This window comes from Chimaeribacter coloradensis, assembly GCF_002858715.1.
Lineage (GTDB): Bacteria > Pseudomonadota > Gammaproteobacteria > Enterobacterales > Enterobacteriaceae > Chimaeribacter > Chimaeribacter coloradensis.
This window is the reverse complement of sequence record NZ_PJZH01000008.1, coordinates 1-22396: the sequence shown is the minus strand read 5'-3', so window position 1 is coordinate 22396 and position 22396 is coordinate 1. Positions and strand designations below refer to the sequence as shown.

24 protein-coding genes and 2 pseudogenes are annotated in these 22396 nt (G+C 53.3%); 11 read left to right on the top strand and 15 right to left on the bottom strand.

All coding sequences use genetic code 11. The annotated features are described in order from the left end of the window. Nucleotides 1–41: 41 nt before the first annotated feature. On the top strand, nt 42–629 hold the full coding sequence (locus CYR32_RS10025; RefSeq protein ID WP_101824260.1) for a TetR/AcrR family transcriptional regulator: 588 nt from the start codon (nt 42–44) through the stop codon (nt 627–629). Nucleotides 630–1060: 431 nt separating this feature from the next. Here CYR32_RS10025 and CYR32_RS10020 read toward each other — a convergent pair whose 3' ends face one another. Both CYR32_RS10020 and CYR32_RS10015 read right to left on the bottom strand, forming a co-directional pair. Continuing rightward, complete coding sequence (locus tag CYR32_RS10020; RefSeq protein WP_101824259.1) at nt 1061–1354, bottom strand: DUF1330 domain-containing protein; 294 nt, start codon at nt 1352–1354, stop codon at nt 1061–1063. Between the two features lie 109 nt (nt 1355–1463). Then, the gene (locus CYR32_RS10015) at nt 1464–2507 is read right to left on the bottom strand and encodes an aldo/keto reductase (RefSeq protein WP_101824258.1); all 1044 of its coding nucleotides are present in this window, start codon (nt 2505–2507) and stop codon (nt 1464–1466) included. 230 nt (nt 2508–2737) lie between these two features. On the opposite strand from CYR32_RS10015, the gene CYR32_RS10010 reads away from it, so the two are divergent. After that, entirely contained in the window at nt 2738–3643 is a 906-nt protein-coding gene (locus CYR32_RS10010) for a LysR family transcriptional regulator (protein WP_101824257.1), read from the top strand. 102 nt (nt 3644–3745) lie between these two features. On the opposite strand, the pseudogene CYR32_RS21865 reads toward CYR32_RS10010, so the two are convergent. Beyond that, a pseudogene (locus tag CYR32_RS21865) lies at nt 3746–4086 on the bottom strand (heavy metal translocating P-type ATPase); the annotation flags it as partial. A 419-nt stretch (nt 4087–4505) separates the two neighbouring features. After that, complete coding sequence (locus CYR32_RS10000; RefSeq protein ID WP_101824256.1) at nt 4506–5411, bottom strand: alpha/beta hydrolase; 906 nt, start codon at nt 5409–5411, stop codon at nt 4506–4508. Between the two features lie 124 nt (nt 5412–5535). On the opposite strand from CYR32_RS10000, the pseudogene CYR32_RS22090 reads away from it, so the two are divergent. The 3 genes and pseudogenes from CYR32_RS22090 to CYR32_RS09985 all read left to right on the top strand — a co-directional run. Beyond that, nucleotides 5536–5634: pseudogene (locus tag CYR32_RS22090) on the top strand (LysR family transcriptional regulator); the annotation flags it as partial. A 199-nt stretch (nt 5635–5833) separates the two neighbouring features. Beyond that, nucleotides 5834–7228 (top strand): amidase, encoded by a 1395-nt coding sequence (locus CYR32_RS09990; protein WP_101824255.1) that lies wholly within the window; start codon nt 5834–5836, stop codon nt 7226–7228. Between the two features lie 118 nt (nt 7229–7346). Continuing rightward, nucleotides 7347–8288 carry a helix-turn-helix domain-containing protein gene (locus CYR32_RS09985; RefSeq protein ID WP_101824254.1) on the top strand — a complete coding sequence of 314 codons (942 nt, stop codon included), beginning with the start codon at nt 7347–7349 and terminating at the stop codon, nt 8286–8288. Between the two features lie 40 nt (nt 8289–8328). Here the strand turns inward: CYR32_RS09985 and CYR32_RS09980 are convergent, their stop codons facing one another. The 6 genes from CYR32_RS09980 to CYR32_RS09955 form a co-directional block, all read right to left on the bottom strand. Then, nucleotides 8329–8919 carry an ANTAR domain-containing response regulator gene (locus CYR32_RS09980; protein WP_101824253.1) on the bottom strand — a complete coding sequence of 197 codons (591 nt, stop codon included), beginning with the start codon at nt 8917–8919 and terminating at the stop codon, nt 8329–8331. Between the two features lie 147 nt (nt 8920–9066). Beyond that, the gene (locus tag CYR32_RS09975; RefSeq protein WP_101824252.1) at nt 9067–9771 is read right to left on the bottom strand and encodes an ABC transporter ATP-binding protein; all 705 of its coding nucleotides are present in this window, start codon (nt 9769–9771) and stop codon (nt 9067–9069) included. Continuing rightward, on the bottom strand, nt 9764–10495 hold the full coding sequence (locus CYR32_RS09970) for an ATP-binding cassette domain-containing protein (protein WP_101824251.1): 732 nt from the start codon (nt 10493–10495) through the stop codon (nt 9764–9766). Before CYR32_RS09970 ends, CYR32_RS09975 begins: the two co-directional genes overlap by 8 nt. Continuing rightward, complete coding sequence (locus tag CYR32_RS09965; protein ID WP_101824250.1) at nt 10492–11523, bottom strand: branched-chain amino acid ABC transporter permease; 1032 nt, start codon at nt 11521–11523, stop codon at nt 10492–10494. Before CYR32_RS09965 ends, CYR32_RS09970 begins: the two co-directional genes overlap by 4 nt. Further along, entirely contained in the window at nt 11523–12392 is an 870-nt protein-coding gene (locus CYR32_RS09960; protein ID WP_101824249.1) for a branched-chain amino acid ABC transporter permease, read from the bottom strand. The genes CYR32_RS09965 and CYR32_RS09960 overlap by 1 nt, the downstream gene beginning before the upstream one ends. Before the next feature lie 12 nt (nt 12393–12404). Then, nucleotides 12405–13640 (bottom strand): urea ABC transporter substrate-binding protein, encoded by a 1236-nt coding sequence (locus CYR32_RS09955; RefSeq protein ID WP_101824248.1) that lies wholly within the window; start codon nt 13638–13640, stop codon nt 12405–12407. Nucleotides 13641–14104: 464 nt separating this feature from the next. Here CYR32_RS09955 and nthA point away from each other — a divergent pair, with 464 nt between their 5' ends. Genes nthA through CYR32_RS09930 form a run of 5 tightly spaced genes read left to right on the top strand, consistent with a single transcriptional unit; the run spans nt 14105 to nt 16849 of the window. Next, entirely contained in the window at nt 14105–14689 is a 585-nt protein-coding gene (nthA, locus tag CYR32_RS09950) for a nitrile hydratase subunit alpha (protein ID WP_101824247.1), read from the top strand. Between the two features lie 13 nt (nt 14690–14702). After that, nucleotides 14703–15005, top strand: a complete 303-nt coding sequence (locus tag CYR32_RS22035) for an SH3-like domain-containing protein (protein WP_101824246.1) — start codon at nt 14703–14705, stop codon at nt 15003–15005. A 9-nt stretch (nt 15006–15014) separates the two neighbouring features. Next, nucleotides 15015–15383, top strand: a complete 369-nt coding sequence (locus CYR32_RS22030) for an SH3-like domain-containing protein (protein WP_165698220.1) — start codon at nt 15015–15017, stop codon at nt 15381–15383. Next, the gene (locus CYR32_RS09935) at nt 15376–15846 is read left to right on the top strand and encodes a nitrile hydratase accessory protein (RefSeq protein ID WP_101824244.1); all 471 of its coding nucleotides are present in this window, start codon (nt 15376–15378) and stop codon (nt 15844–15846) included. The genes CYR32_RS22030 and CYR32_RS09935 overlap by 8 nt, the downstream gene beginning before the upstream one ends. Then, nucleotides 15749–16849 carry a HoxN/HupN/NixA family nickel/cobalt transporter gene (locus CYR32_RS09930; protein ID WP_165698219.1) on the top strand — a complete coding sequence of 367 codons (1101 nt, stop codon included), beginning with the start codon at nt 15749–15751 and terminating at the stop codon, nt 16847–16849. The genes CYR32_RS09935 and CYR32_RS09930 overlap by 98 nt, the downstream gene beginning before the upstream one ends. A 344-nt stretch (nt 16850–17193) precedes the next feature. On the opposite strand, the gene CYR32_RS09925 is transcribed toward CYR32_RS09930, so the two are convergent. From CYR32_RS09925 to CYR32_RS09910, 4 genes are all read right to left on the bottom strand, one after another. Then, the gene (locus CYR32_RS09925) at nt 17194–18447 is read right to left on the bottom strand and encodes an MFS transporter (RefSeq protein ID WP_101824242.1); all 1254 of its coding nucleotides are present in this window, start codon (nt 18445–18447) and stop codon (nt 17194–17196) included. A gap of 587 nt (nt 18448–19034) precedes the next feature. Next, complete coding sequence (locus CYR32_RS09920) at nt 19035–19472, bottom strand: 6,7-dimethyl-8-ribityllumazine synthase (protein WP_101824241.1); 438 nt, start codon at nt 19470–19472, stop codon at nt 19035–19037. A gap of 125 nt (nt 19473–19597) precedes the next feature. Beyond that, a complete protein-coding gene (locus tag CYR32_RS09915; RefSeq protein WP_146000687.1) occupies nt 19598–19774 on the bottom strand; it encodes a helix-turn-helix domain-containing protein in 177 nt (58 codons plus the stop codon). Between the two features lie 262 nt (nt 19775–20036). Beyond that, complete coding sequence (locus CYR32_RS09910; protein WP_101824239.1) at nt 20037–20438, bottom strand: winged helix-turn-helix transcriptional regulator; 402 nt, start codon at nt 20436–20438, stop codon at nt 20037–20039. A 113-nt stretch (nt 20439–20551) separates the two neighbouring features. Here CYR32_RS09910 and namA point away from each other — a divergent pair, with 113 nt between their 5' ends. After that, nucleotides 20552–21628 carry an NADPH dehydrogenase NamA gene (namA, locus tag CYR32_RS09905; protein ID WP_101824238.1) on the top strand — a complete coding sequence of 359 codons (1077 nt, stop codon included), beginning with the start codon at nt 20552–20554 and terminating at the stop codon, nt 21626–21628. Between the two features lie 341 nt (nt 21629–21969). Here namA and CYR32_RS09900 read toward each other — a convergent pair whose 3' ends face one another. Further along, nucleotides 21970–22176: a YdgH/BhsA/McbA family protein gene (locus tag CYR32_RS09900; RefSeq protein ID WP_101824237.1), complete on the bottom strand. Its 207-nt coding sequence runs from the start codon at nt 22174–22176 to the stop codon at nt 21970–21972. Nucleotides 22177–22396 lie beyond the last annotated feature (220 nt).

Here is a 22396-nt window from a genome sequence, read left to right as displayed (position 1 = left end):
AGTCTATTTGAGCAGTTGCTCAAAGTCAATTCAGGGGAATGATGAAAACTATGTCAGCCGAAAATCTTCGGACAAAAATCCTCGACGGTGCGATAGCGCTTTTCATTGATAAAGGCGTGGATAAAGTGACCACCAGGGAACTTACCGAGCATGTCGGCATTTCACGCAGCCACATCTATCACTATTTCCGCGACTGGGGGACGCTCAGGCTGCAGGCGATTGAGCGCTTCATGCAGGCCGATCTTGATGCTTTCAAAGAAGCTGTCGTTGATTTTCCCCCTGACGTCGCGCTTGATACTTTTATCACCAGTTTGCCTGAAACCCATGATGCTGACTGGCTGCTGTACAATGCAGTCTGGACACAGGCCCAGCACGATCAGGTCTATGCCGATTTGGCAATGGACAACATGGACAGCTGGATGCGTCTTTTAGAAAGCTTCATCGCGGCAGGCATCAGCCAGGGGCTTTACCGGCAAGTCAATGTTGCGCGCACTGCCCGTATGTTAGGCGCAGCGGTGAATGGATATGCCGATATCCTTAGCGTCAATCCCACCGCGTCACGCTTCATGGAGGCCAAAGAGGATTTAAGGTATCTGGTTAATCAGCTGATAGGCCTGCCGGGTGAATAGCGGAAATCCGCTGTTCAGCACGGCGGGAAGAAATTCCTGCAGCGCAATATCCTGGCTGTCTCGCCGTCAGTTTTCAGGGTGTCAACATCCTCTGCGCCCGGTTCTGGCACAGGGCTGCTGATGCAGTCCTCACACGTCTGACTTCAACCGGCCCGATATCCCCGGGGCATTAACCTCCCCGGGACCCTTATAACCTCCCCGGTACCCTTAATCAGTTCACACTGAACAGGCCTGTCCGTTTTTTGCTGCATATTCCTTCCAGCCCGGACCGGATACGGATTCCCCGCCAGTGAGATACCTGAAGAGGCTGTTTCTGGTCAAAATCAGGCTTTTGTTCCAGGGGACATATTCACGATCCATCCCCTTTGGTTGAGGGGCGGTGATTAGGGTTGTCTCATCTTTGCGAAAGGCGGGCCTGATCGTTCACCGTATTAAAGGCCGGCCCCTTCAACCAACACAAAGGTTCCGGCCTCTGCACCGGCACGAATTAACCTGGCTTTCTGATATTCCGGGCTATCATAAAAACGTTTTGCCTCAGCAAAAGAGGTAAATTCAAAAACGACATGCCGTTCATGAGATTCCCCTTCAAGATTTTCATATTGGCCGGACCAGGCGATTACCTTTGGATTAAATTTCTGCATTGCCTCCCCTGCCGCTCTGGCATATTCAGAGTATGCAACAGGGTCTGATACCGTCACGTGGGCAATTAAATAACCTTTATTCATTTTCCTGACATCCTATATAAAGGGTGATAAAAGCCAGCGTAAGCCGCTTTTAAAATACGCAGGCTTACTCTGCTATTCGGTTTTAAAACGGTAAGCTATTGTGCTGCTATCACGCGCTGAAAGGTTTGGGACAGCGTTCTGCATCCTGGTGATCAATCATCCATCCCGGGTAATAAGGGGGCATCGCACTGACATCATCAAGGTGTGCCAGTTCTTCCGCACTCAGGACAATCTCTGTAGCCCCGAGATTATCAGCGAGCTGGGCGCTCCGCTTCACGCCAATAATGACGCTGGTCACAGCGGGTCTGGCAAGTAACCATGCAAGCGCTATCCTGCTGACCGATACGGCATGTGTGTCCGCAATGTCGCGCATTGCAGCAACGCATTTCCAGGCCAGGTCGCGATCTACGGGCGGGAAATCAAATGTGTTTCGTCGGGCATCGCTTTCTGCTGCTCCACCAGGGCCAAATTTTCCAGAGAGTAAGCCCCCGGCCAGGGGCGACCAGACAAGTAACCCCATATTTTCTTCGCGGACCAGGGGCAAAAGTTCCCGCTCAACGTCACGGCCGGCAATGGAATAATAGGCCTGAAGCGTCTCAAAGCGTGTTGCGTGAAGCATTTCACTCATGCCGAGCGATTTCCCCAGCTTGCCTGCAGACCAGTTCGATACGCCGACATAACGGACCAGCCCTTGCCGCGTGAGGTCGTCAAGCGCACGCAGCGTCTCCTCAAGGGGCGTGACCGGATCACTCGCGTGTATCTGAAACAGGTCTATATGATCGACCTGCAGACGTTCCAGGCTTCTCTGCACTGAATCCATGATGTGGCCGCGAGATGCTCCTTTATCATTCGGGCCAGGCCCCATGACGCCACCGGTTTTTGTGGCGAGTATGATGTCGCTGCGTATCACACCAAGCTCTTTAAGTGCCGCTCCCGTTATACGCTCAGACTGGCCGTAGGAGTAAATATCCGCGGTATCGATGAAGTTGATGCCGCCGGCTAATGCCTGCGCGATAAGCTGGTTCGCCTCTTCCTGCGCTACAGCACCGATTGAGGACCACATGCCGGCATCCGCATTACCGCCCAGGGTCATGGTGCCCAGGCACAGTTCCGAAACGAATACGCCCGTCCGGCCAAGCTGATTATATTTCAATGGGTTCACCTTTTTTATTGATTCGCCAACGTTCAACGGATGAAACTGCGCTGCACTGTCTGCTGCGCATGCGCCTCAGGGTCACCGGAAAGCATCTCTTCAGGGGATGCGTCATTCTGCTCGCCTCACGTGAGGTGACAGGAAATGCACGGTGTAAAAGCAGTCTATTAAGTATTAATATCGCCATAAATAGGGGAAAAAATAACGCACTGTTACTTCTGGGGTAAACAATGAAGGATCTTGAGGCGCTGGTTATTTTTGCGCGCGTGGCGGAGATGAAGAGCTTTACCCAGGCTGCTGAAAGCCTGGGTATCCAGAAAGGGCGTGTCTCAGTAGTGGTCCGCAAGCTCGAACGCGATGTAGGTGCCACGCTTCTGCACCGTACCACACGCACCGTACAGTTGACGGAAGACGGGCGGGCTTTCTATTCACGCGCGCGTGACCTGCTGTCAGAAGCGGAGGAACTGCACGCGATGTTTTCGCCTGACGGGATGTCCCTGCGGGGGCGGATACGCGTTGATATGCCGACCATACTGGCACAGAGCGTGGTGGTTCCTGCCTTGCCGCCACTACTGGAAGCACACCCTGAACTGGAGATTGAGCTTTCGAGTACTGACCGCCGTGTGGATTTGGTCCACGAAGGGTTTGATTGCGTTATCCGCCTCGGGGCTATCGTCGATGAAAACCTTATTGCCCGGCCACTGGGAAAACTGCGTATGATCAATGTAGCAAGCCCGGATTATCTGGCCCGCGTCGGTGTTCCGCAGACTATTGATGACCTTCTGAACCAGGGGCACAGGATGGTCCACTATATGCGGAATTTTGGCTCAAAGCCTGACGGATGGGAGTATCCAACCAGTGACGGCTATACGTCCCTGATGCTGCCCGGCGCAATGCGGGTCAACAGCGTACCGGCTTACCACGAAGCGGCGCTGGCGGGGTTAGGCCTGATCCAGGGAGGCTACTCTGCGCTCGCGCCGTATATCCAGCGCGGGGCGCTGGTCGAAATCCTTGCGGATTTGCGCCCCGCGCCGCTCAATGCTTCGTTTGTCGTCGCGCACCGGCGAAATCTGTCGCGGCGTGTAAGAGCCTTTATGAACTGGACGGAAGACGTTTTAAAACCCTATTTTGACTGATGTCAGCTTTGAGTTTTCGGCAGGCCAGCTAATACGGGTGCGCCTGCTATGCCCGAAAAGCAGGCACTACCCGCCGTCAATCAGGGGCAACAAATCAACCGGCTATTTATGCAACAGGCGTAGGCCATTTGCCGCGACAAGCAGGCTTACGCCCACATCAGCAAACACGGCCATCCACATGGTGACCATGCCTGCAATTATTAGAGCCAGGAATACCGCCTTGATGCCAATCGCCATAACAATATTCTGAACCAGAGTGTTGTAAGTTTGCCGGGATAGCCGGACAAAGGCGGAGATTTTCCGCAGGTCATCATCCATCAGCGTCATGTCAGCAGTTTCAATAGCGGTATCGGTGCCCATCGCCCCATGGCAAAGCCGATATCAGCACGGGCCAGCGCCGGGGCATCATTGATGCCATCGCCGGGCATGCCGTGGTGCCCTGAGCAGCAAACGTCTCCCCTCTCCGCAGAGGTTTTGCTCTCCACTATCGACAGGATGCCGATGCGTAAAGCGGGGCAAAATTAACGGCACGTGGCCCGGGCAGCGCCATACCGGGTTTACGGGGGATATGGGCCGCCCATTATCCGGACGGTAAAAAGTCATTGATCAACCATCGATTGCTGTATGCACAGCCCTTTTCCAGATCAGGCGTTTATATAGCGCGCCTGCCGCCCCGCTTTGAACATTTAGGCGCAGCAACTATGCCTGAGCAACCTTACCCAGGAGAGGCCGCACCTGATCGTGCCAGACATTACCGCAGGCCGGGAGCCCGCGGGCGGAGAATGTGAATGCCTGTAAAAAAGGCCGGTGAGGACGCGGAGATTTATCAGGCTGCTTTATGGCATGTCCAAACACGTTCAGGTCATGCCTCGCTTTTGCCGGCAATCCCCATAACGTGCTGGCGTATCTCTTCGCTGACAGTAAACATGCAGCCCAGGTGCTGGCTGTGTTGAATAATCCCGCTACGTAGATTCTGGTTGCCGCACGCCTTCACGAACTCAGCTGTGAGCCGGGCGTCATATAACTCATCCTGTTCGGCAAATAGAGCGGTAACCGGCAGTGGCAGCGCTGTCAATTGTTTGGCGGGGTGACGCGGTGTCAGCGCATTCGCCATGTTCACGCTATATCGGCTGACGAACCCCGGTTTTAATGCCAGCACCTCCTCAGGGAAATTGAGCGTCACCGCGAATTGGTCACCACACAGTAATCCTCTAGTGAGCGCATTCAGGACGAAAGGCCATGTTTTTACCGATGCAAAGGGCAGCAATACTCCTCTGCGGATTTTTGCGGGCGCAAAAGGGCCAAATTCCGGGGCGAGCAAGATTAAGCTGTCGCTTTTTTGGGTTGGGGTGTAACGCGTGAAATAATTGATCAGCATTCCCCCTCCGCTTGAATGGCCAAGCAGATGAATTCTGGCCCCAGGAAAGGTTGCGCGCACATGCCCGAGAACAGTATCCACATCCCGCCAAATTTGCTGCGGATGTGAAATTTTTCCTCGCTGGCCCGTTGAGCGCCCATGCCCGCGAATATCGGTCAGGCAGACACACACAGCCCCATCATGGCTCACCTGACGGGCAAGGATATCGTAACCGGCATCTGAGTTGGCCCCGCCGCCGTGATAGACAAGAAGCACCTCTTCGATGGCATCTTTGGGTTCATAAACGCGGATATATAGCCCGTCAATCTGACACCCGGTTATTTTCTCAGCGCGTGGCAATGAAGAATCGAGTTGCGCGCTCTGTTCATTAAAACTGATAAAGTCAATCACGTCCTAACATCCCTGTGAAGTAGTCACGGCCTGTAAGTCATATTACACGCTGTTTACTCAGCACGGCGTTGGAATAAGCCCTTGGGTTTACAATCCGCGTGAACGTCCGGGTATGGCACGGAGCGGGCTGGCTCTGACGCTGATTTGGCCATGCCGCAAGCCATTGTTGCCAAAGGTTAATGCGTTGCTGACCGCATTAGACGCGCTGCAAAATCGACAGTAAAGCGCTGAGCGTTGCCGCGAAATTCACCTCGTCACACCGTCCCTGGTTGTACCTTGTTAACCGCTATCTTCTTAGTCTGGCACTTCTGGCACAGCATCTGTCTGCATAAACATAGCCGATGTTTAACGTCTAATTTAGGTTGTTGATCAACACATTGTCTGCCTTACAGGCAGCCCTTTTCCCCGGAGGAACGGTCGCGATGAACAACCTGCACTACAAAAGCTTGCTGGAAATTGGACGCCTGATTCAATCAGGTGACATCACCTCAGTGGCGGTCACGGAAGCGATGCTGGCGCGTATCGAGATGCTTGACAGCGATCTGCACAGCTTCTTCTATGTCATGCGAGACAGCGCGTTAAAACACGCTGCGGAAGCAGACAAAGAAATTGCCGCCGGTAAAATGCGCGGCCCGCTGCATGGCGTACCGATTGCCCTAAAGGATTTGATTTGGACCAAAGACGCCCCCACCAGCCACGGCATGATCATCCATAAAGATCATTACCCCGCGGAAGATTCAACGGTGGTTGAGCGTTTTCGCGCTGCCGGCGCCGTGATCCTCGGCAAACTCACGCAAACCGAAAGTGCCTTCGCCGATCATCATCCGGAGATCACCCGCCCTACTAATCCGTGGGGCAGTGCGCTCTGGACCGGTGTCTCTTCAAGCGGTTCTGGCGTGGCAACCGCCGCTGGCCTGTGCTTTGGCTCGATCGGAACGGATACCGGTGGTTCGATTCGTTTTCCCTCCAGTGCCAACGGCCTGACCGGCATCAAACCGACCTGGGGGCGCGTTACGCGACACGGTGCCTGTGAACTGGCCGCCTCGCTTGACCATATCGGGCCAATGGCGCGTTCTGCCGCCGATGCGGCGGCCATGCTGCAGGCCATCGCCGGACGTGATGATAAAGATCCGACCTCGAGCAGCGAGCCAGTACCCGACTATCTGGCGATGATGACACGTGGCGTCAGCAAAATGTGCATCGGCATCGATAAAAACTGGGCGCTGGAGAAGGTGGATGCGGAAACGCGCGCCGCACTGGAGTCAGCCATTGCGACCCTGACGTCACTGGGCGCGACCATGGTAGAAATCACCGTGCCGGATACCGAAAAGGCCGCAGCCGAGTGGAGCGCCCTTTGCGCCGTCGAAACCGCGCTGGCGCATGAGGAAACGTATCCAGCGCAGAAAGAGAAATACGGCCCGGGCCTGTCGGGGCTGCTCGATTTAGGTCATCAGGTGACCGCGCTGGAGTATCAACGTCTGTTGTTAAGCCGTGCCGCGCTGCGTGGTGATATCTCCGCCCTGTTTACGCAGGTTGATTTGATCCTCGCACCGGCCACCGCCTATGCCGGGTTAACCTGGGACACCATGACCCGTTTTGGTACCGATCAGGCACTTTTTAACGGCGTGCTGCGCTATACCAGTGCATTTGACGCCAGCGGACATCCTACCATCACGCTGCCCTGTGGCTTGACGGCAGCGGGCGCGCCGATTGGCTTTCAGTTAGTTGCCGCGCATTTCAATGAGACCGCGATGATTCAGGGTGCCTGGGCGTACCAGCAAGTCACTGAATGGCACAAAAAACATCCTGCCCTGTAACGCTCCCCGCGTCAGCCGCGTTGATAAATCAACGCGGCTTTTTCATGTGGTTATGGCCTGAAACTTGCTTGATTTGGTGTGATTTCGTTCTTTTTCGCCAGGTTAAGGGGACGTAACTATGAAAGAAACTTTCACTACCGATCATCTGGATAATCGCCATCGTTTTGATGCCTGGCGGGATGCTGTCTGTTCGCGTCTGATTAAAGCAGAAGTACGGCAGACCCACGCGGGCGCGTTCTCCGGTAGCTTTAGTTATTCCATGCTGGGTCATGTCGATATCGCCCATCACATGTCACAAACCGCGCTGGTGTGGCAACGCACACCAGAGTGCATTCGTCGCCATCCTAACCATGACTTTTACCTCGGTTACATGCGTTCTGGCAGTGGCACGTTGCGGCAGAATGAAAACCAATCGCGCGTCAGCGTCGGCGATGTCGTGATCTACGATGCCGCCACGCCTTTTGATTTCACCATGGATAACGTGGCGATCAATATTGTCCATCTCCCGCGGCGAATGATTGAAAAAGAGGCACCCGCTATTGCCCGGCTGGCAGGGAAAACGCTGGATCTGCAACGCCCCGGCATAACATCTCTCAAGCAACTGTTGCAGGAAGCCTTTATTTTCAACGCCGAATGTGAAAATGGATTTCTCGCAGAGCAGTTCGCTAACACATTAATCAATATGATTTCGGTCAGCGTCAATCTGCAGAAAGGGGATGATGCGCTGAAGCCGGATCTCTATTCACGTGTCGTGAGCTATCTACGACAGAATCTGCACGAAGCTGATCTCACAATGGCGCAAATTGCCAATGCACACCATGTTTCCCCACGCACTATCAGTCGGGTGTTTGCCGCGCACGGTACAACGCCGATGAATTTCGTCTGGCAGGAGCGATTACTGTCCTGCCGCAAAGCACTGGCCGAGGGTAAAGCGCGTAATATAACGCAGGTGGCACTGGATCATGGCTTCAGCGACATGTCGCATTTCAGTCTGGCGTTTCGCAAAGCCTTTGGGTACACCCCCAGCAGCCTTTTGCGACAGACCGAAGCGTCACGATAGTCTGCCGGGTGCGGCCTTCAGGCCGCATGTCCCAACGCCCCTACAATTTCTCAAGCTGATTAATCATACGCTCGGCCGTAAACTCAAGACTGCTGCGCGTGTTCATCGCTTCTGTGCGCATCAACCGATAGGCACCGGCTTCATCCAAACCAAAGTTTTGCATCAGCACTCCCTTGGCCTGCGCCAGGCGTTCATTTCTTGCCGTGCGCTGTTGACGTGCCTGCAGTTCATGGCGCAATTGCACCTGCTGCTGCGCGGATTGCCAGGTGCCAATCATCTGCACAATCAATGCAAACGGATTGAGTTCGCGCTCAGCAATCGCCGTGGGCTTTAACTTTAATAACAGCGGAAACAACCGTGCATCATGGCAATTCGCCAGAGCGATCGTGGGTGTGTGATGGTGCTGCAGGGCGCTAAACAGGCGCGTCAGCACCGCTTCATGATGATTTTCAATCGCTACCAGCAGCAGCTGCCTATCTGCCGGAAGGTCTGCCACCGGCGGCCAGCTGTGTTGTGCATGACAGCCGAGTTGCGTCAGAGAGGCGCAGAAAGCCCGCATACTTTGTGAATCAGGATGGAAAATATGCAACCGGACACCCGCAAGAGAGGTCAGCAGTGAGGACTCATTCATGTTTCACCTGTGTGCATCCTGAAAGGAGAAGCATCACGTTAATTGAGTCAACGCTGCGGCGCTGTGTTGTCACTGCCGGATGGTGTGTCGATAGCGACAGCGGGAGCGGTACCCCTCACCCGCACACCTGTGCAGGTGAGAGAACCCTTAAGCATGAAACCCGAGATATTGTTCGGCGACAGCCGCACTCGGTTGGGTGCGCGGATCAATCCGCTGCACAATCTGCCCCTTCTCAATCACATGTATCTGATCGGATAGCGCGTACAGAAATTCAATATCCTGCTCAACCAAAATGATTGAGATATCCATTTCATGCCTAAGCCGTTGCAGCGTCTCGATGATCTCCTCGCAGATATTCGGTTGAATGCCTTCGGTTGGCTCATCCAGCAACACCAGCTGCGGCTGTCCGCAGAGACAGCGTGCCAAAGCCAGCAACTGCTGCTCGCCGCCAGACAGTGCGCCACCCGGCTGGGCCAGTAAACGTTTCAGACGCGGAAAAATTTCCAGCATGTGCTCTATGATTTGACCCGCGTGAGAGAAGTGCTTTACGCAGCCCATGCGCAGATTCTCCTCCACCGTCAGCAGCGGAAAGATTTGCCGCCCCTGCGGCACAAAACCGATGCCCGCCGCCGCCCGCTGGTGAGCCTGATAGCGGGTAATATCAATACCGTTGAGCGCAATGGTTCCCTGCCAGGCCGGTAGCTCTCCCATAATGGTGCGCAATAGCGTGGTTTTTCCCATGCCATTACGCCCTAACACGCCGGTGAAGGATTTCGCCCCAACAAACAGCCCGGACAGGTGCAATACCGGAATTTTATTGTAGCCCGAGACTATCTCTTTAATTTCAAGCATGTTTAATCTCCAGATTGCCGAGATACGCCTCTTTCACCAATGGATTCTGCGTCACTTCGCGGAAGCTCCCTTCTGCCAGAACTGCGCCTTGATTAAACACCGTAACCTGCTGTGCGATCATGCTGATGAACTCCATATCGTGCTCTACCACTACCACCGTGCTCTGTTGATTGATCGCTTTAATCAGCTGGGCGGTTTTGCGTACTTCCTGATGCGTCATGCCTGCGGCAGGTTCATCCAGCAGCACCAGTTGAGGACGTGAAATCAGGATCATCCCTAACTCCACCCACTGCCGCTGCCCATGAGCCAATTCAGAGAGCACAGCATCCTGATGATCCTGCAGCCCGATATCGTGCAATACCTGGTCAATGGCGGCGGGCAATGCGGCTTTTTCCAGCTTGTTCGCCGCGGCCTGCCAGAGATTCTCCCGAACGCTTAAACCTTCAAACACACTCGGCACCTGCGTTTTGATGCCGATACCCAGCCGCGCGATATCCCAGGGGCGTTTGCCGGAGATCACCTGATTGCGGTAGCGGCATTCACCGCGCGTGGGCCTGACCTGGCCGCTGAGCATTTTGAAAAAGGTGCTCTTCCCCGCACCGTTAGGGCCGATCAGACAGCGCAGCTCTCCTTGATGCAGAGTGAAATCCACTTCTTTGACGGCATGCACACCGCCAAAACTGACGCCCATTTTGCGGGTTTCTAACAGGACAGTTGCCGTCATTCCTTCACCTCACTCATCTGCGTGCGGGATGGTGTTGGCGTGGTCGGGCGCTTACGCCGCCACAACCGTTGTAGGGTCGGTAAAATGCCACCGGGGATCAGCAGCACAAACACCGCCAGAATCACGCCCAGTACCAGATTGACATCCACCGTTTGCTGTGCCCCCAGCCGCGTCACCATCCACTGCAACAGCACACAGCTGATCACCGGGCCGATCAACGTGCCGCGTCCTCCGACAATCACCCAAATGATGATCTGTGCCGACTGGCTGATACTAAAGACGCCCGGACTGACAAAGGCCCCCCAGTTGACGTAGAGACATCCCGCTAACCCGGCAATCGCCGCGCCAATAGCAAAAGTCACCAGTTTATGAGCAGGCACGTTATAGCCGAGCAGTCCTGCGCGCTGTTCATTTTCCCGGATTGCCACCACCGTTTTGCCAAAGCGGCTGAGCAGCACAAACTTCAGCAGCGCATAGCAGAACGCCAACGCACCGGCCGTTACGATAAAGATCGCTTCCGGTGACAGAATTGCATCTGGCTGGAATGGAACGTTGAATGTCGGCACCGACGGAATACCATTGAACCCGCCCAGCAGCGCTTCGCCAATATGGTATTCACTGCCCGAGGTGGAATTCACCCAGTTAAACAACACCAGGCTCACGGCTAAAGTGATAGCGCCGAGGTATACATCACTGACGCCGCCGTAGAAGATCACGTAACCGAGAAGCAAAGAGAACAGCGTGGGTAAGAGGATCGCCATCACCACTGCCCAGGTGGAATCACCCCAGTTGATAGCGCAAATGGCGTAGGTATAGGCACCCAGGCCAAAAAATGCCGCCTGCCCAAAACAGAGGATGCCGCCATAGCCCCAGATAAATGCCAGGCTGAGTGACAGGAGCCCCATGACCAGAAACACCGTGATAGAGAGCAAGGTGTACAGTTCAATCACACCAGAGAGCCAGAATGCCACAAGGATCAGCATCAGCGCACTGAGGACAATGCGCACTTTTTCTGAGAACAGTTTCATTACAGCGATCTCCTGAAGAAGCGGCCAGTGATGCCCTGCGGCAGCAGACGCAGCAGAACGATGGCACTGAGCAGCAGCGCCACCGCGCCAAACACCGGCGTGGAGAGATAGGTCACCAGTTGCGAGATGGTGCCAAACAGCGTGGATGAGGAGAGCGTGCCGGCAATGATGGCGCTACCCCCACCAATTACCGTAATAAAGGCTTTGGCGATAAAGCTGACACCAATCGTTGGGATCACCCCGGTGATCGGTGCCAGCAAGGCGCCACCCAAACCCGAGAGCGCCGCGCCAAGGCCAAATGTCAGGCTGTAAATCTTGCCGGGATTGCTGCCGAGAGCCGCCGCCATGCGCGCATTTTGCATGGTGGCGCGCGCGCATAAACCCAGCGTGGTATAGCGCAGCAGCAGCCACAATGCCGTCACCAGACACAGCGCAAACACAATCATAAACAGTGAATAGCCGCTGGTGCTGTAGCTGCCGACACTGACGCTCGGCAATGGTGAACTGATACCCAGCGTGGTGTTGCCAAAAAGCATGGTGGCAGCACCAATCAGCGCCAGACTCAAACCCCAGGTAGCCAGCATGGTGTCGATCATCCGGCCATACAGATGGCGAATAATGACGCGCTCAATCACGATGCCAAAGACACCGACGCAGAGTGGTGCAATCACCAGCATCGAAATCCAGATCGGCATGCCAAAGTGGTTGGTGGCCATGATGGCGCTATAGCCGCCCAGCATCATAAATTCGCCGTGCGCCATATTGACGATTTTCATCATGCCGAACACCACCGCCAGGCCCAGACTCATAATCACCAGTACCGCGATGGCATTCAGCATTTCAATGCCGTAAATAATCGATAGATCCATACAGGGCTCCCGTTACAGTTCGATCTGATACTGTTTGGTATCGCGTGGATTTTTTTTCAGGTCGCACACCATGGCGGTATCGACCGGAGCCTGATGAGTAAAGGTTTCCAGAATTTTCATCTGGTGGTTCTCTACCTCAGCAATGTGCACATCCAGCGAGCAGTGGTGCGTGGTGGGATCAACGCTCAACTGACCGCTTGGAGACGTCAGTGTGATGCCCGACTCCAGTGCCTCGATCACTTTCATGCGATCAATATCACCCGCCTTGCGCACGCCTTCAGCCCAAATCAGCATGCCTTGATACGCGCCCATCGCCAGGTCGCTGATGGTCATGTCGCCGTAACGTGCATGGAATTTATCCACGAAGGCTCTGTTCTCGGCAGACGGGATCTCTTGCATGTAGTTTGCCGCCACCAGAATACCGTTGCTCTCTTCGGGTGAAAGGATGATGTGTTCATTGCCGCCGCCAAACACCGTGGAAGCGATGGGGATTTTGTTGCTCATACCTGCGGCGTGCCACTGGCGATAGAAGGAGATATGCGCACCACCGACCAATGCTGACCATACCATGTCAGGTTTAGCGCTCTGGATTTTTGAAATCGCGGCACCAAAATCAGTGACATCCAGCGGGAAGAACTCCACCGTCATCACTTCCCCTCCGTTATCACGCACCGATTTCTTCACCCACGATGAAACAATCTGGCCGTAGTTGTAATCCGCTGCCAATACATAAACTTTTTTGCCCCACTTTTTCATGGCGTAAGGCACCAGTTTTTCTACGGTCTGTGCAGGTGTGGAGCCGGATGAGAAGTAGTTGCGGTCACACACACCGCCTTCATACTGCGCAGGATAGAAATAGAGGGAACGGAAACGATCCAATACCGGACGAATGACTTCGCGCGAGGCTGAAGTAATGCCGCCGTGCACCACCGCCACTTTGTCTCTCAACGCGGCCTGCTGGGCGTATTGCGCGTATAGCTGCATGTTGGATTGCGCATCGTAATTGATGACTTGCAGCGGCCGGCCTAACAATCCTCCTGCGGCGTTGATCTCATCCGCTGCCAGATTGATGGCGTTGGACATAGGTTTACCGTAAATATCCAAACCGCCCGAGAGGTCGAGGATACTCGCTACTTTAATGGCATCTTTGCTGTCAGCGGCTAACGTGAATTTTGGTGTAACCCCTGCTGCCAGGCCTAATGCCGATACAGCAGTTCCCTGAATAAATGAACGACGACTAATAGCCATAGCACCCTCGCAATGAAGTTATTGGAATTAATAGAGATGGAGTATTCCGGGAACCGGAAGCAATAGGGATGAGCAGCAGACCGCACTGTCTAAAAATGATAATCAAGAGCCACAACATTGGGGCATGTCATTGAGATTAGCAATAAGCGGGCCAGAAGTTAAGACTGTACGTTTTACTTAATTATAGGTGGACTCCGCTGGCCGCCAGCAAGATCAGGACTGGAATTAATCCGATAAAAAAATTAATGAGCACAAAAAATACCGATGCTTTTAATTATACGCCCGCTTGTTCCATGCACTTAAATACAGCAACAGGCACTCTTTCGGTGCAGATTAAATCCGGTCACTGATTCTGTCCAATAAAACACAGCAGATGGCAGCCTGAACAAAGAAGAAAATTACAGATGGATTAACGTCTTGAATTCTGATCGTCCTCACCACTCTCATTTTATTGAGGAATCAAAATGTCGGACCACTCCGTATTACCTTCTGATGCTGCATTAAAGATCCGTGCTATTCAGTCCCTGTTGTCAGAAAAAGGTTTCCTGAGTCAGGACGTCACTGACACCATCGTTGACTATTTTGAAACCAAAGTCGGCCCACGCAATGGCGCGCAGGTGGTGGCAAAAGCCTGGTGCGATCCCGCCTTCAAAGCACGTTTGCTGCAGAACGGTCGCGATGCGGTTAAAGAACTGGGCTATGCCGGGTTTGAAGGGGCCACATTGCATGTGCTGGAAAACACGGATAGCGTGCATAACATTGTGGTTTGCACGCTTTGCTCCTGCTACCCATGGCCGGTATTAGGTTTGCCTCCCATCTGGTTTAAATCCACGCCTTATCGCTCGCGTGTGGTCATCGATCCACGTGGAGTATTAGCGGAATTTGGTACGGATATCCCTGCCGGCAAAGAGATTCGCGTCTGGGACAGCAATGCTGAAATTCGTTATTTCGTACTGCCACAGCGGCCTGCTAACAGTGAGGGATTGGATGAAAACGCCTTGGCACAATTAGTTACCCGGGATTCAATGATCGGTACACGTATTCTTTAAGCGGAGAGCAGCCATGAACAATATCCACGACTGCGGCGGCATGCAGAATTTTGGCCCCATTGAAATGGAGGCCGACGAACCTAATTTTCATAGCCAGTGGGAAAAAGATATTTTCGCCACCACGCTGGTATTTTTTATGAGCGGTAAGATCGTGTTGGATGATTTTCGCTATGAAATCGAAAAAATGCCGGTGACCGACTATTTGCAGTCGAGTTATTACGAACACTGGTTGTTTGCGATTGAGCAGTTGATGTGTAAGACCGGTGTATTTACCGAGCAGGAATTGCAACAGCGTCTCACTGAACTCTCTGCCTGAGGACTTATGATGAACACCTATTCCCCGCAAGGCTATCTCGATTTAATCACCACTCCACCTGATTATCATCGTCCGGTGGATGTCGCTCCTCAATATCAGCCGGGCGATACCATCATTACGCAGAATATGAATCCGCTCAGCCATACACGTCTGCCTCGCTATGCGCGCAATAAAAAAGGGGTGATTGTCGCGAATTATGGCGCCTGCGTGTTTCCTGATGCCCTGGTCACGCACCAGCAGGAGAAGCCGCAGTATGTCTATCTGGTGAAATTCAGCGCCGCTGAATTATGGGGGGAGACTGGCGACAATTTCAGCGTTCATCTTAGCGTCTGGTCAGACTATATTCAGGGCAAAAGTGAGGAGGCGACGCATGGATGAGTTGAATGCCATCATCGCTCACGTCACTGAGGCCGATCCTGCTTTCGCACAACCATGGGAAGCCGATGCCTTCGTTATCGCTGTGGCTCTATCGCAGCGCGGCTATTTTAGTTGGCCGCAATGGGTGGAACAATTTGCGCAGGAGATTCATGACTCCCCACAACGCAGCGATGAAAGTGCTCACAACGCCTACTATCGGCAATGGCTAAGCTGCCTGGAAAAGATCTTGTCCCAGCATCGCTTAATCCCGGTGTCCGAATTATTGATTCGTGAAGAGCAATGGCGACAGGCTTTCCTCAACACACCCCACGGCAGCCCGGTGGATCTCGCTGCCGCTAGCTGTCCACCCGATCAACCGCATGGTCATGTTCACGACCATCATCACCATCACCATCACCATCACGATCACCACGCATCGCCGCCGTCGATCCAGCCGCTGCGGGTCTTCGCCGCCGTTGGATAATCTTTCAGGAGCTTTTATGAAGGTGCTGAGTAATAAGCAGAAAGGCATGGCGGTAATAGGTGGCGCCCTGTTATTTAATTTGCTGGTGATCGGCACGGCGCTGGTAACGTTTCAACATTCACCCGCCGCGCTCAGCGTGGCGTTATTGGCGTATCTGTTTGGGTTACGCCACGCCGTTGATGCCGACCACATTGCCGCCATTGATAATGCTATGCGCAAATTGAGCAATGAGGGTAAAAGCCCTTTCACTGCAGGAATGTGGTTTTCGCTGGGGCATGCATCAGTGGTGCTGATCGCCTGCCTGATATTCGCCTTGACCACTCGACCGCTTCAACAGATGTTTCCGGGCGTTAAGGAAGTCGGCGGCATGATCAGCACGATGATCTCCGGCGCATTTCTATTGCTGCTCGCCTGGGCTAACAGCCGAACTCTGTGGCAATGTTTTCGTCAACGTCAGAAGTTGCTGCGCAGTGATGCAACGCCTGTTCCGCAGGAAAGCCACCACCACGGCGTGTTGACCCGGCTTTGCGCCCCGCTGTTTCGCATGGTGAGCAAAAGCCATCATCTGTTCCTGATTGGATTTCTGTTTGGCATCGGCTTTGATACCGCCACTGAAGTGGCCATTTTCGGCATGTCGGCCAATCATGCTGTGGGTGGCGAAGCGATACTACACATTATGTTGATGCCGTTGTTATTCACCGCGGGCATGATGCTGATCGATACCACTGATGGCGTCATGATGTTAAAACTGTATCGCTGGTCGCAGTTCGATCCATTGCGTAGCCTCAACTACACCCTCGCCATTTCATCGCTCTCGATTGTGGTGGCTTTTGCGATTGGCTGTTACGAAGTGTCAACGGTGTTGCAGCTCAACACGCTGATCTCCCCCGCGCTGGATGGCATGATGGAAGCGGTGATCAGCCAGATGGGTTGGGTGCTGATCGTCACCTCGATGGGCGTATGGCTGCTGTTTTTACAGCGGACAAAGCGCCATGCCAGATAGAAACTGCGGCGGCTCCGTGCCCCTTGCAGTTACTGAGTGCGGACATTGAGAATAATGGCCGCCTCATCAGGCTGCTGCCTGAAGGCCTGGGTCACTATCACGGTAAATACGCTTACGAGGCTTACCCATCCGAAATCGCTGCGCGTGAATCTGCGACGGGCCGGCTTGTCCTCGCCATCGGCTTGTCGCGCCCGTTGCACTTTATTTAGACGGCCCTGCCAGGGCCGTTTCCTTTATTTTCTAAATAAAGTGACCTTGCGGACTTCACTGCATCCATGTCTTGGCTTTATTCCGGATCGGCAGACGATGTCCCGGTTTACTTTGAATGTCCGCAGCGCCTTTTATTATGAATCCTGCAGACGTGTCAGCATGTTAATCCGGCAGGCGTAGATGATCGCGCACAACAAAAGGCTAAGCAATGCGGTGCAGATAAATACCCCTGAACCCGTCATCGCCAACATCACACCACCGATTAATGGCCCGGCAGCGATCCCCAGCGTCGACAGCATTGAGGCACCAAGATAGGCACCACGATGCTCTGGCGGCGCCAACTGATCGAGCAAAATGTTCAGGTTCGGCATCAGAATCGCTTCCCCCATACTGAATACACCGGTGACCGTCAGCCATAACCAAATTTCCGTCGAGCGTATGGAAAAAAAGCCGAGCTGCGATAAAGCGAAAATTACGCCACCCAGAAGAATGCGTTTTGGCAGGGTGACCCGTGCCAGAAACCGCATAATAAAAGTCTGAAACACCAACACGGTACAGGCATTAGTGACAAGTATCAGAGTAATCAACTTAACCGCCGCGTTGCCGTCAAGTAAAAGGAGGTACTGGGGCAGTACGGCTTCGTAATGAATAAAAACAACACTGCACAAAATGCTGCACAGCAGCGCCGCAATGTAGGTTTTATCCCTGGCGATGATACCTATCACCTGGTGCAGCTTCACCGCCGGCTTGCTGTCAGCCTGTTCCTCACTCAGCAGCTTACCTGCCGGGATAAACAGCAGCACGTAGACGAAGAAAGGGAGATAGGAGAGTCCGGTTATCAGGAATGTTCCCTTCTGAGATGTCAGGCCAAATACCATCCCTACCAGTGGGCCAAACACCGCCGCGACGTTGATCAGGTAGTAGCGCATTTGCAGGGCCAGCGCACGACGACGACGGTCACCCAGCAAATCACTCACCAGTGCACGCAGAGGGGGATCAACCCATGCAAAGGATACGCCGATGATCATCAGACCGATGATAAACAGCGCCATCCCGGTTGCCTGCGCCAGGACGATATAGCCTATAGCGGAAAAGGCACAGCCCAGCAGAAGAATAACGCGTCTTCCCAGTCTGTCCGAAATTTGCCCGCCATACATACCGAGCACCACCGAGAACAGCGCGCTACTGGTCATAGCCACGCCAATGGCAACCGGCGACATATGGTAATTCTGCGTCATGATCACCGCGATAAACGGCCAGGCCATAAAATAGCTGAAACGAATGACGAGTGTAAAAAAGAGCAGCGCATGGACAGTCATCGGGAAAGATTTAAGCGTCTGCAATAGACTCGGCGCCGCACAGACTTCAGCGGCGGGTTTAATCATCATAAATTATCCTTTTCATTATTTTTATTTACGTGTGGGAACGCTATGGATATAAGCGCTTGAATATTAATAAGATCATTATTCAACAGGCGCAATAAAAATATTAATGATATTTTAATTCCCCAGCTTATGATGCGGTAATGCTTTGTTGCAGACAAATATAAGGGAAGGAGCAAAGCAGACGATAAAATGCGGAAGTTACTACTGAAATGAAGTGCTATCCATTAAGGGCCGCCGGCCTGAAAAGAGAGTAAACCCGCTGGTCACTTGTGAAAGTGTGTACTGTGAATATCCAGCCCAATGCTCTCTGCTGACGCTTCATCATGCTGATAGCTTATCCGGAAAATGACCGCCTCTGGCACAAAGCGGACCGACACGCAGGCCTACATCCGCTTTGAGCGAAAAGCGGATATAGGCCATGACTACCGGGCGTCTGTGTATTGCAACATCTTCTCATCAGAATCGTTTCTGACAAAATGCAGGAGCTTCAGATATTGCTAATGAGCACCCCCTGTTTGCCTGCACGTCTGATATGAAAATCCGGTATGAATACTCATGCCGGATTTTTCGTTAATCAAATAACGCAATTTTCAGTCAATCGACAAAGTATGAATCGCCAGCACTGCGCGCGCGGCTTCTTTACCTTTCTTGATGAAGTGTTCAGTGTAGAAATTTTCCAGCTCCACAACCGGCTGGAAGTTGTGCGGCGTCAGAGACACAGAGTAAACCGGCACGTTGGTGCTGAGCTGCACATTCATTAAACCCTCAACTACCGCGGCAGCAACGAAATCGTGGCGATAAATTCCGCCGTCAACTACCAGGGCAGCACAAACAATCGCATCGTACCTGCCGGTTTCAGCTAACCGTTTTGCCAGCAGTGGCATTTCAAACGCTCCCGGCACGTCGAATATCTTCAGTTCCGCTTCCACATCCTGTACTTCTAACTCTTTCTTAAAACCTGCCAGAGCATTAGACACAATATCTGCATGCCAGTTGGCCTTAACAAAGGCGATTTTAATCTTTTTCATGGTAAATCCAGTCTCTTTTATTTTTCCCGCCGCAGCGGGGCTCGGTTGTACTGACAATACTGTGGTTTATACCCTGTGTCTGATATGCGCCACGTGGTTATTATTTCTGAGGGCGGCCCTCAGCATCAGCCTGCCTGCAGGGTGGATTGCAAGAGCGTCGCTACCTGCTGGCCGATCGTTTCTGAGCACGGGCCAACAGAAGCACAGTTGCGCAGTTCTGTCGGCGACATGCCAAAGGTTGCGCGGATTAAGCGCGACATCAGCTGCTGATTGCTGTAGCCAGAATCATAGGCAATGTCCATCATGCGATCCCGGATATGTATGATGCCTTCACGATACGCCGGGTGCGGACATATTCTAAAAGCGAATGCCCGGTGATCTTTTTAAAAGATCGCTAAAACTGCCAGCGCGTGTAGCCTGCCCGGCTGGCAAGCTGGTCGATATGTAAATCGCTGTGAAGGTTAGCCACAATCCAGTTCACCGTGTCACAGACCATGCTGCGCATCATGACCGTTTTAAGGGAAACGCCTCTGTCTTCAAATATTTTTTGTAATCACACATTCATCAGGACTCAGGATTTCCCAGGATTCTTTTCAGCTCGTCCAGATCTTCCTCCACGGCCGTCTTCAGGCCGCGTTTCTCCAACCACTTCCTGCCCCAGAGGCTCAGGTCCAGCACCAGCTTGTTCAGCTCGCGGCCCTCCTCGCTGAGCGAATATTCCACACGTGGCGGCACCACCGGGAAGACCTCGCGCACCACCAGGCCGTCCTCTTCCAGCTCGCGCAGCTGCTTGGTCAGCAGCCGCTGGTTGATGCTGGTCATGAAGCGCTGCAGCTCGCTGAACCGCAGCGTGCCGTCCTTAAACAGGTGGTAGAGGATAACGCCCTTCCATTTGCCCCCCATGATGTGCAGGGCGGCCTCCATGGAGCAGCCGGGCGCCGAGTCATAGTTGCGTAGTTTTTTCATTTTCTTCTCTAGGTTACCTTTTGGTAAGTATGTGCATATTTTTAGCGTATTAACTTATTACGTCTATATGCTACTTTGAGCGGGTCAAATATGAAACACCTTCTGGAGAAAAAATGTCAGCCTTACTTTTTGAACCCATTACCATCAACGGCGTAGAATTCCGTAACCGTATCGCGATGTCCCCGATGTGCATGCACTCTGCCTCTGACGACGGCCACATCAACGACTTCCACGTTGTTCACTACGGCTCACGTGCCCTGGGCGGCGCCGGCCTGATTATGCTGGAAACCGCAGCCGTACTGCCAAACGGTCCTATCGGCCCAGGCGACATTGGTATCTGGGACGACAGCCACGTTGAAGGCCTGCAGCGCGTGACGGCGGCCATTCACCGCTTTGGCGCGAAAGCCGGTGCGCAGATCGGTCATGCCGGTCGTCAGCTGGGTATTGACCTGCCGTCCATCGCACCATCAGCCATTCCGTTCACCGCTGAGTCTCGCGTGCCGCAGGCGATGACCATTGAGCAGATTAAAGAAGTCGTTGAAGCATTCCGCCAGGGTGCCCGCCGCGCACGTGAAGCCGGCTTTGACGTAGTAGAAATTCACTGTGCACACGGCTACCTGCTGAACCAGTTCCTGTCCCCGCTGGCCAACAAGCGCACTGACGAGTACGGCGGCAGCCAGGAAAACCGCTACCGTATCGTGCGTGAAGTGATTGACGTGGTACGCAGCGAGTGGAAAGGCCCGCTGTTCCTGCGCATCTCTTCCACCGACTACGCTGAAGGTGGTAACCGTCCTGAAGACTTCCTGGTCTACGGTAAATGGATGAAAGAGCAAGGCATCGATCTGATCGACTGTTCGACCGGCGGTATCGCCATGGTGCAGGTGAACACCTACCCGAACTACCAGGTGCCAGCTGCCGAGCTGCTGCGCCGTGAGCTGGACATCAAAACCGGCGCGGTTGGCCTGATCGAAACCGGCCGTCAGGCAGAAGAGATCCTGCAGAACGGTCGCGCGGATATCGTTCTGGTAGGGCGTGAAATGCTGAAAGACCCGTTCTGGGCGCGTACCGCTGCAGATGACCTGAAAGTGGTCATGCCGGTGCCGCCGCAGTACACCCGCTACGGCTCCGGCTGGCAGCGCTCGCAGCCGCGTCTGCCTGCTGCGCCGCTGGACATCACCGTAGAGCGTTAATTGTATCCAGGTACCAGCAGGTAAAGAGGTGCCTGACTCAGACAGACCTGTATTACCCTCAAAAAATAACGAGCATCATATCCTTTCGCCCCTGAATGCCACTGCAGGGGCTTTTTTATGCCTGTCTATTGGTCTACTGACGACCGGTATCGCCGGTGTCTGGCAGCCCGGCGTTCATCGGGATAACGTCTTGCCAAAGCTGGTCCACGTCAGTTGTTCAATGCAAGCACGTTGTTCGGGTTTTTTGCATGTAATTCTGTGGCAAGTGCTGTCAGGAAAGCGGATGCACAGACATAAAAAAGGCTGCCTGCAGGCAGCCTTTTTAGTATACGGGTTGAATATTAATATAACCGGGCAGTCATATGGACGCGATTATGGATATTGGCTTCAGTGATTTTGTACTTTGCATTAAGATGCTGTGCCTTTTCTGCAATTTTCGCCTCAGCTTCATCCAGCGTACCTGATGTCACAGTAATACTCTGCGCATAACAGGGTGCTGACATTATTACAAAAAAGGCTGCAGCAGCCATCGTCAATGTATATTTCATTTGCTATATTCCAAAATTTTTAATCAGGTGGAGTGATTTCCACCAATAAAGATAATTTTATAGGGATATGATACGTCCGCCGTTAACAGAATGTGCGCTTTATTTCATACAAAAACTGATTGCAGTAATTCGGGAGAGCGCTGACGCCCCCTAAAAAACCTGCATCACTTGGTGTGCACTGGATTTCGACTTTTAGTTTCTCGCGTGATGCAAACAAACG

What these genes read in the sequence shown, in the direction of transcription:
- CYR32_RS09920 (WP_101824241.1), bottom strand. Translation starts at nt 19,472, where the DNA reads ATGAAAAAGATTAAAATCGCCTTTGTTAAGGCCAACTGGCATGCAGAT.
- CYR32_RS09965 (WP_101824250.1), bottom strand. Translation starts at nt 11,523, where the DNA reads ATGAAACTGTTCTCAGAAAAAGTGCGCATTGTCCTCAGTGCGCTGATG.
- CYR32_RS09935 (WP_101824244.1), top strand. Translation starts at nt 15,376, where the DNA reads ATGGATGAGTTGAATGCCATCATCGCTCACGTCACTGAGGCCGATCCT.
- CYR32_RS22035 (WP_101824246.1), top strand. Translation starts at nt 14,703, where the DNA reads ATGAACAATATCCACGACTGCGGCGGCATGCAGAATTTTGGCCCCATT.
- CYR32_RS09925 (WP_101824242.1), bottom strand. Translation starts at nt 18,447, where the DNA reads ATGATGATTAAACCCGCCGCTGAAGTCTGTGCGGCGCCGAGTCTATTG.
- CYR32_RS22030 (WP_165698220.1), top strand. Translation starts at nt 15,015, where the DNA reads ATGAACACCTATTCCCCGCAAGGCTATCTCGATTTAATCACCACTCCA.
- CYR32_RS09970 (WP_101824251.1), bottom strand. Translation starts at nt 10,495, where the DNA reads ATGACGGCAACTGTCCTGTTAGAAACCCGCAAAATGGGCGTCAGTTTT.
- CYR32_RS10025 (WP_101824260.1), top strand. Translation starts at nt 42, where the DNA reads ATGAAAACTATGTCAGCCGAAAATCTTCGGACAAAAATCCTCGACGGT.
- CYR32_RS10020 (WP_101824259.1), bottom strand. Translation starts at nt 1,354, where the DNA reads ATGAATAAAGGTTATTTAATTGCCCACGTGACGGTATCAGACCCTGTT.
- CYR32_RS09990 (WP_101824255.1), top strand. Translation starts at nt 5,834, where the DNA reads ATGAACAACCTGCACTACAAAAGCTTGCTGGAAATTGGACGCCTGATT.
- nthA (WP_101824247.1), top strand. Translation starts at nt 14,105, where the DNA reads ATGTCGGACCACTCCGTATTACCTTCTGATGCTGCATTAAAGATCCGT.
- CYR32_RS09985 (WP_101824254.1), top strand. Translation starts at nt 7,347, where the DNA reads ATGAAAGAAACTTTCACTACCGATCATCTGGATAATCGCCATCGTTTT.
- CYR32_RS09960 (WP_101824249.1), bottom strand. Translation starts at nt 12,392, where the DNA reads ATGGATCTATCGATTATTTACGGCATTGAAATGCTGAATGCCATCGCG.
- CYR32_RS09915 (WP_146000687.1), bottom strand. Translation starts at nt 19,774, where the DNA reads ATGGACATTGCCTATGATTCTGGCTACAGCAATCAGCAGCTGATGTCG.
- CYR32_RS10010 (WP_101824257.1), top strand. Translation starts at nt 2,738, where the DNA reads ATGAAGGATCTTGAGGCGCTGGTTATTTTTGCGCGCGTGGCGGAGATG.
- CYR32_RS09975 (WP_101824252.1), bottom strand. Translation starts at nt 9,771, where the DNA reads ATGCTTGAAATTAAAGAGATAGTCTCGGGCTACAATAAAATTCCGGTA.
- CYR32_RS09980 (WP_101824253.1), bottom strand. Translation starts at nt 8,919, where the DNA reads ATGAATGAGTCCTCACTGCTGACCTCTCTTGCGGGTGTCCGGTTGCAT.
- CYR32_RS09930 (WP_165698219.1), top strand. Translation starts at nt 15,749, where the DNA reads ATGTTCACGACCATCATCACCATCACCATCACCATCACGATCACCACG.
- namA (WP_101824238.1), top strand. Translation starts at nt 20,552, where the DNA reads ATGTCAGCCTTACTTTTTGAACCCATTACCATCAACGGCGTAGAATTC.
- CYR32_RS09955 (WP_101824248.1), bottom strand. Translation starts at nt 13,640, where the DNA reads ATGGCTATTAGTCGTCGTTCATTTATTCAGGGAACTGCTGTATCGGCA.
- CYR32_RS09900 (WP_101824237.1), bottom strand. Translation starts at nt 22,176, where the DNA reads ATGAAATATACATTGACGATGGCTGCTGCAGCCTTTTTTGTAATAATG.
- CYR32_RS09910 (WP_101824239.1), bottom strand. Translation starts at nt 20,438, where the DNA reads ATGAAAAAACTACGCAACTATGACTCGGCGCCCGGCTGCTCCATGGAG.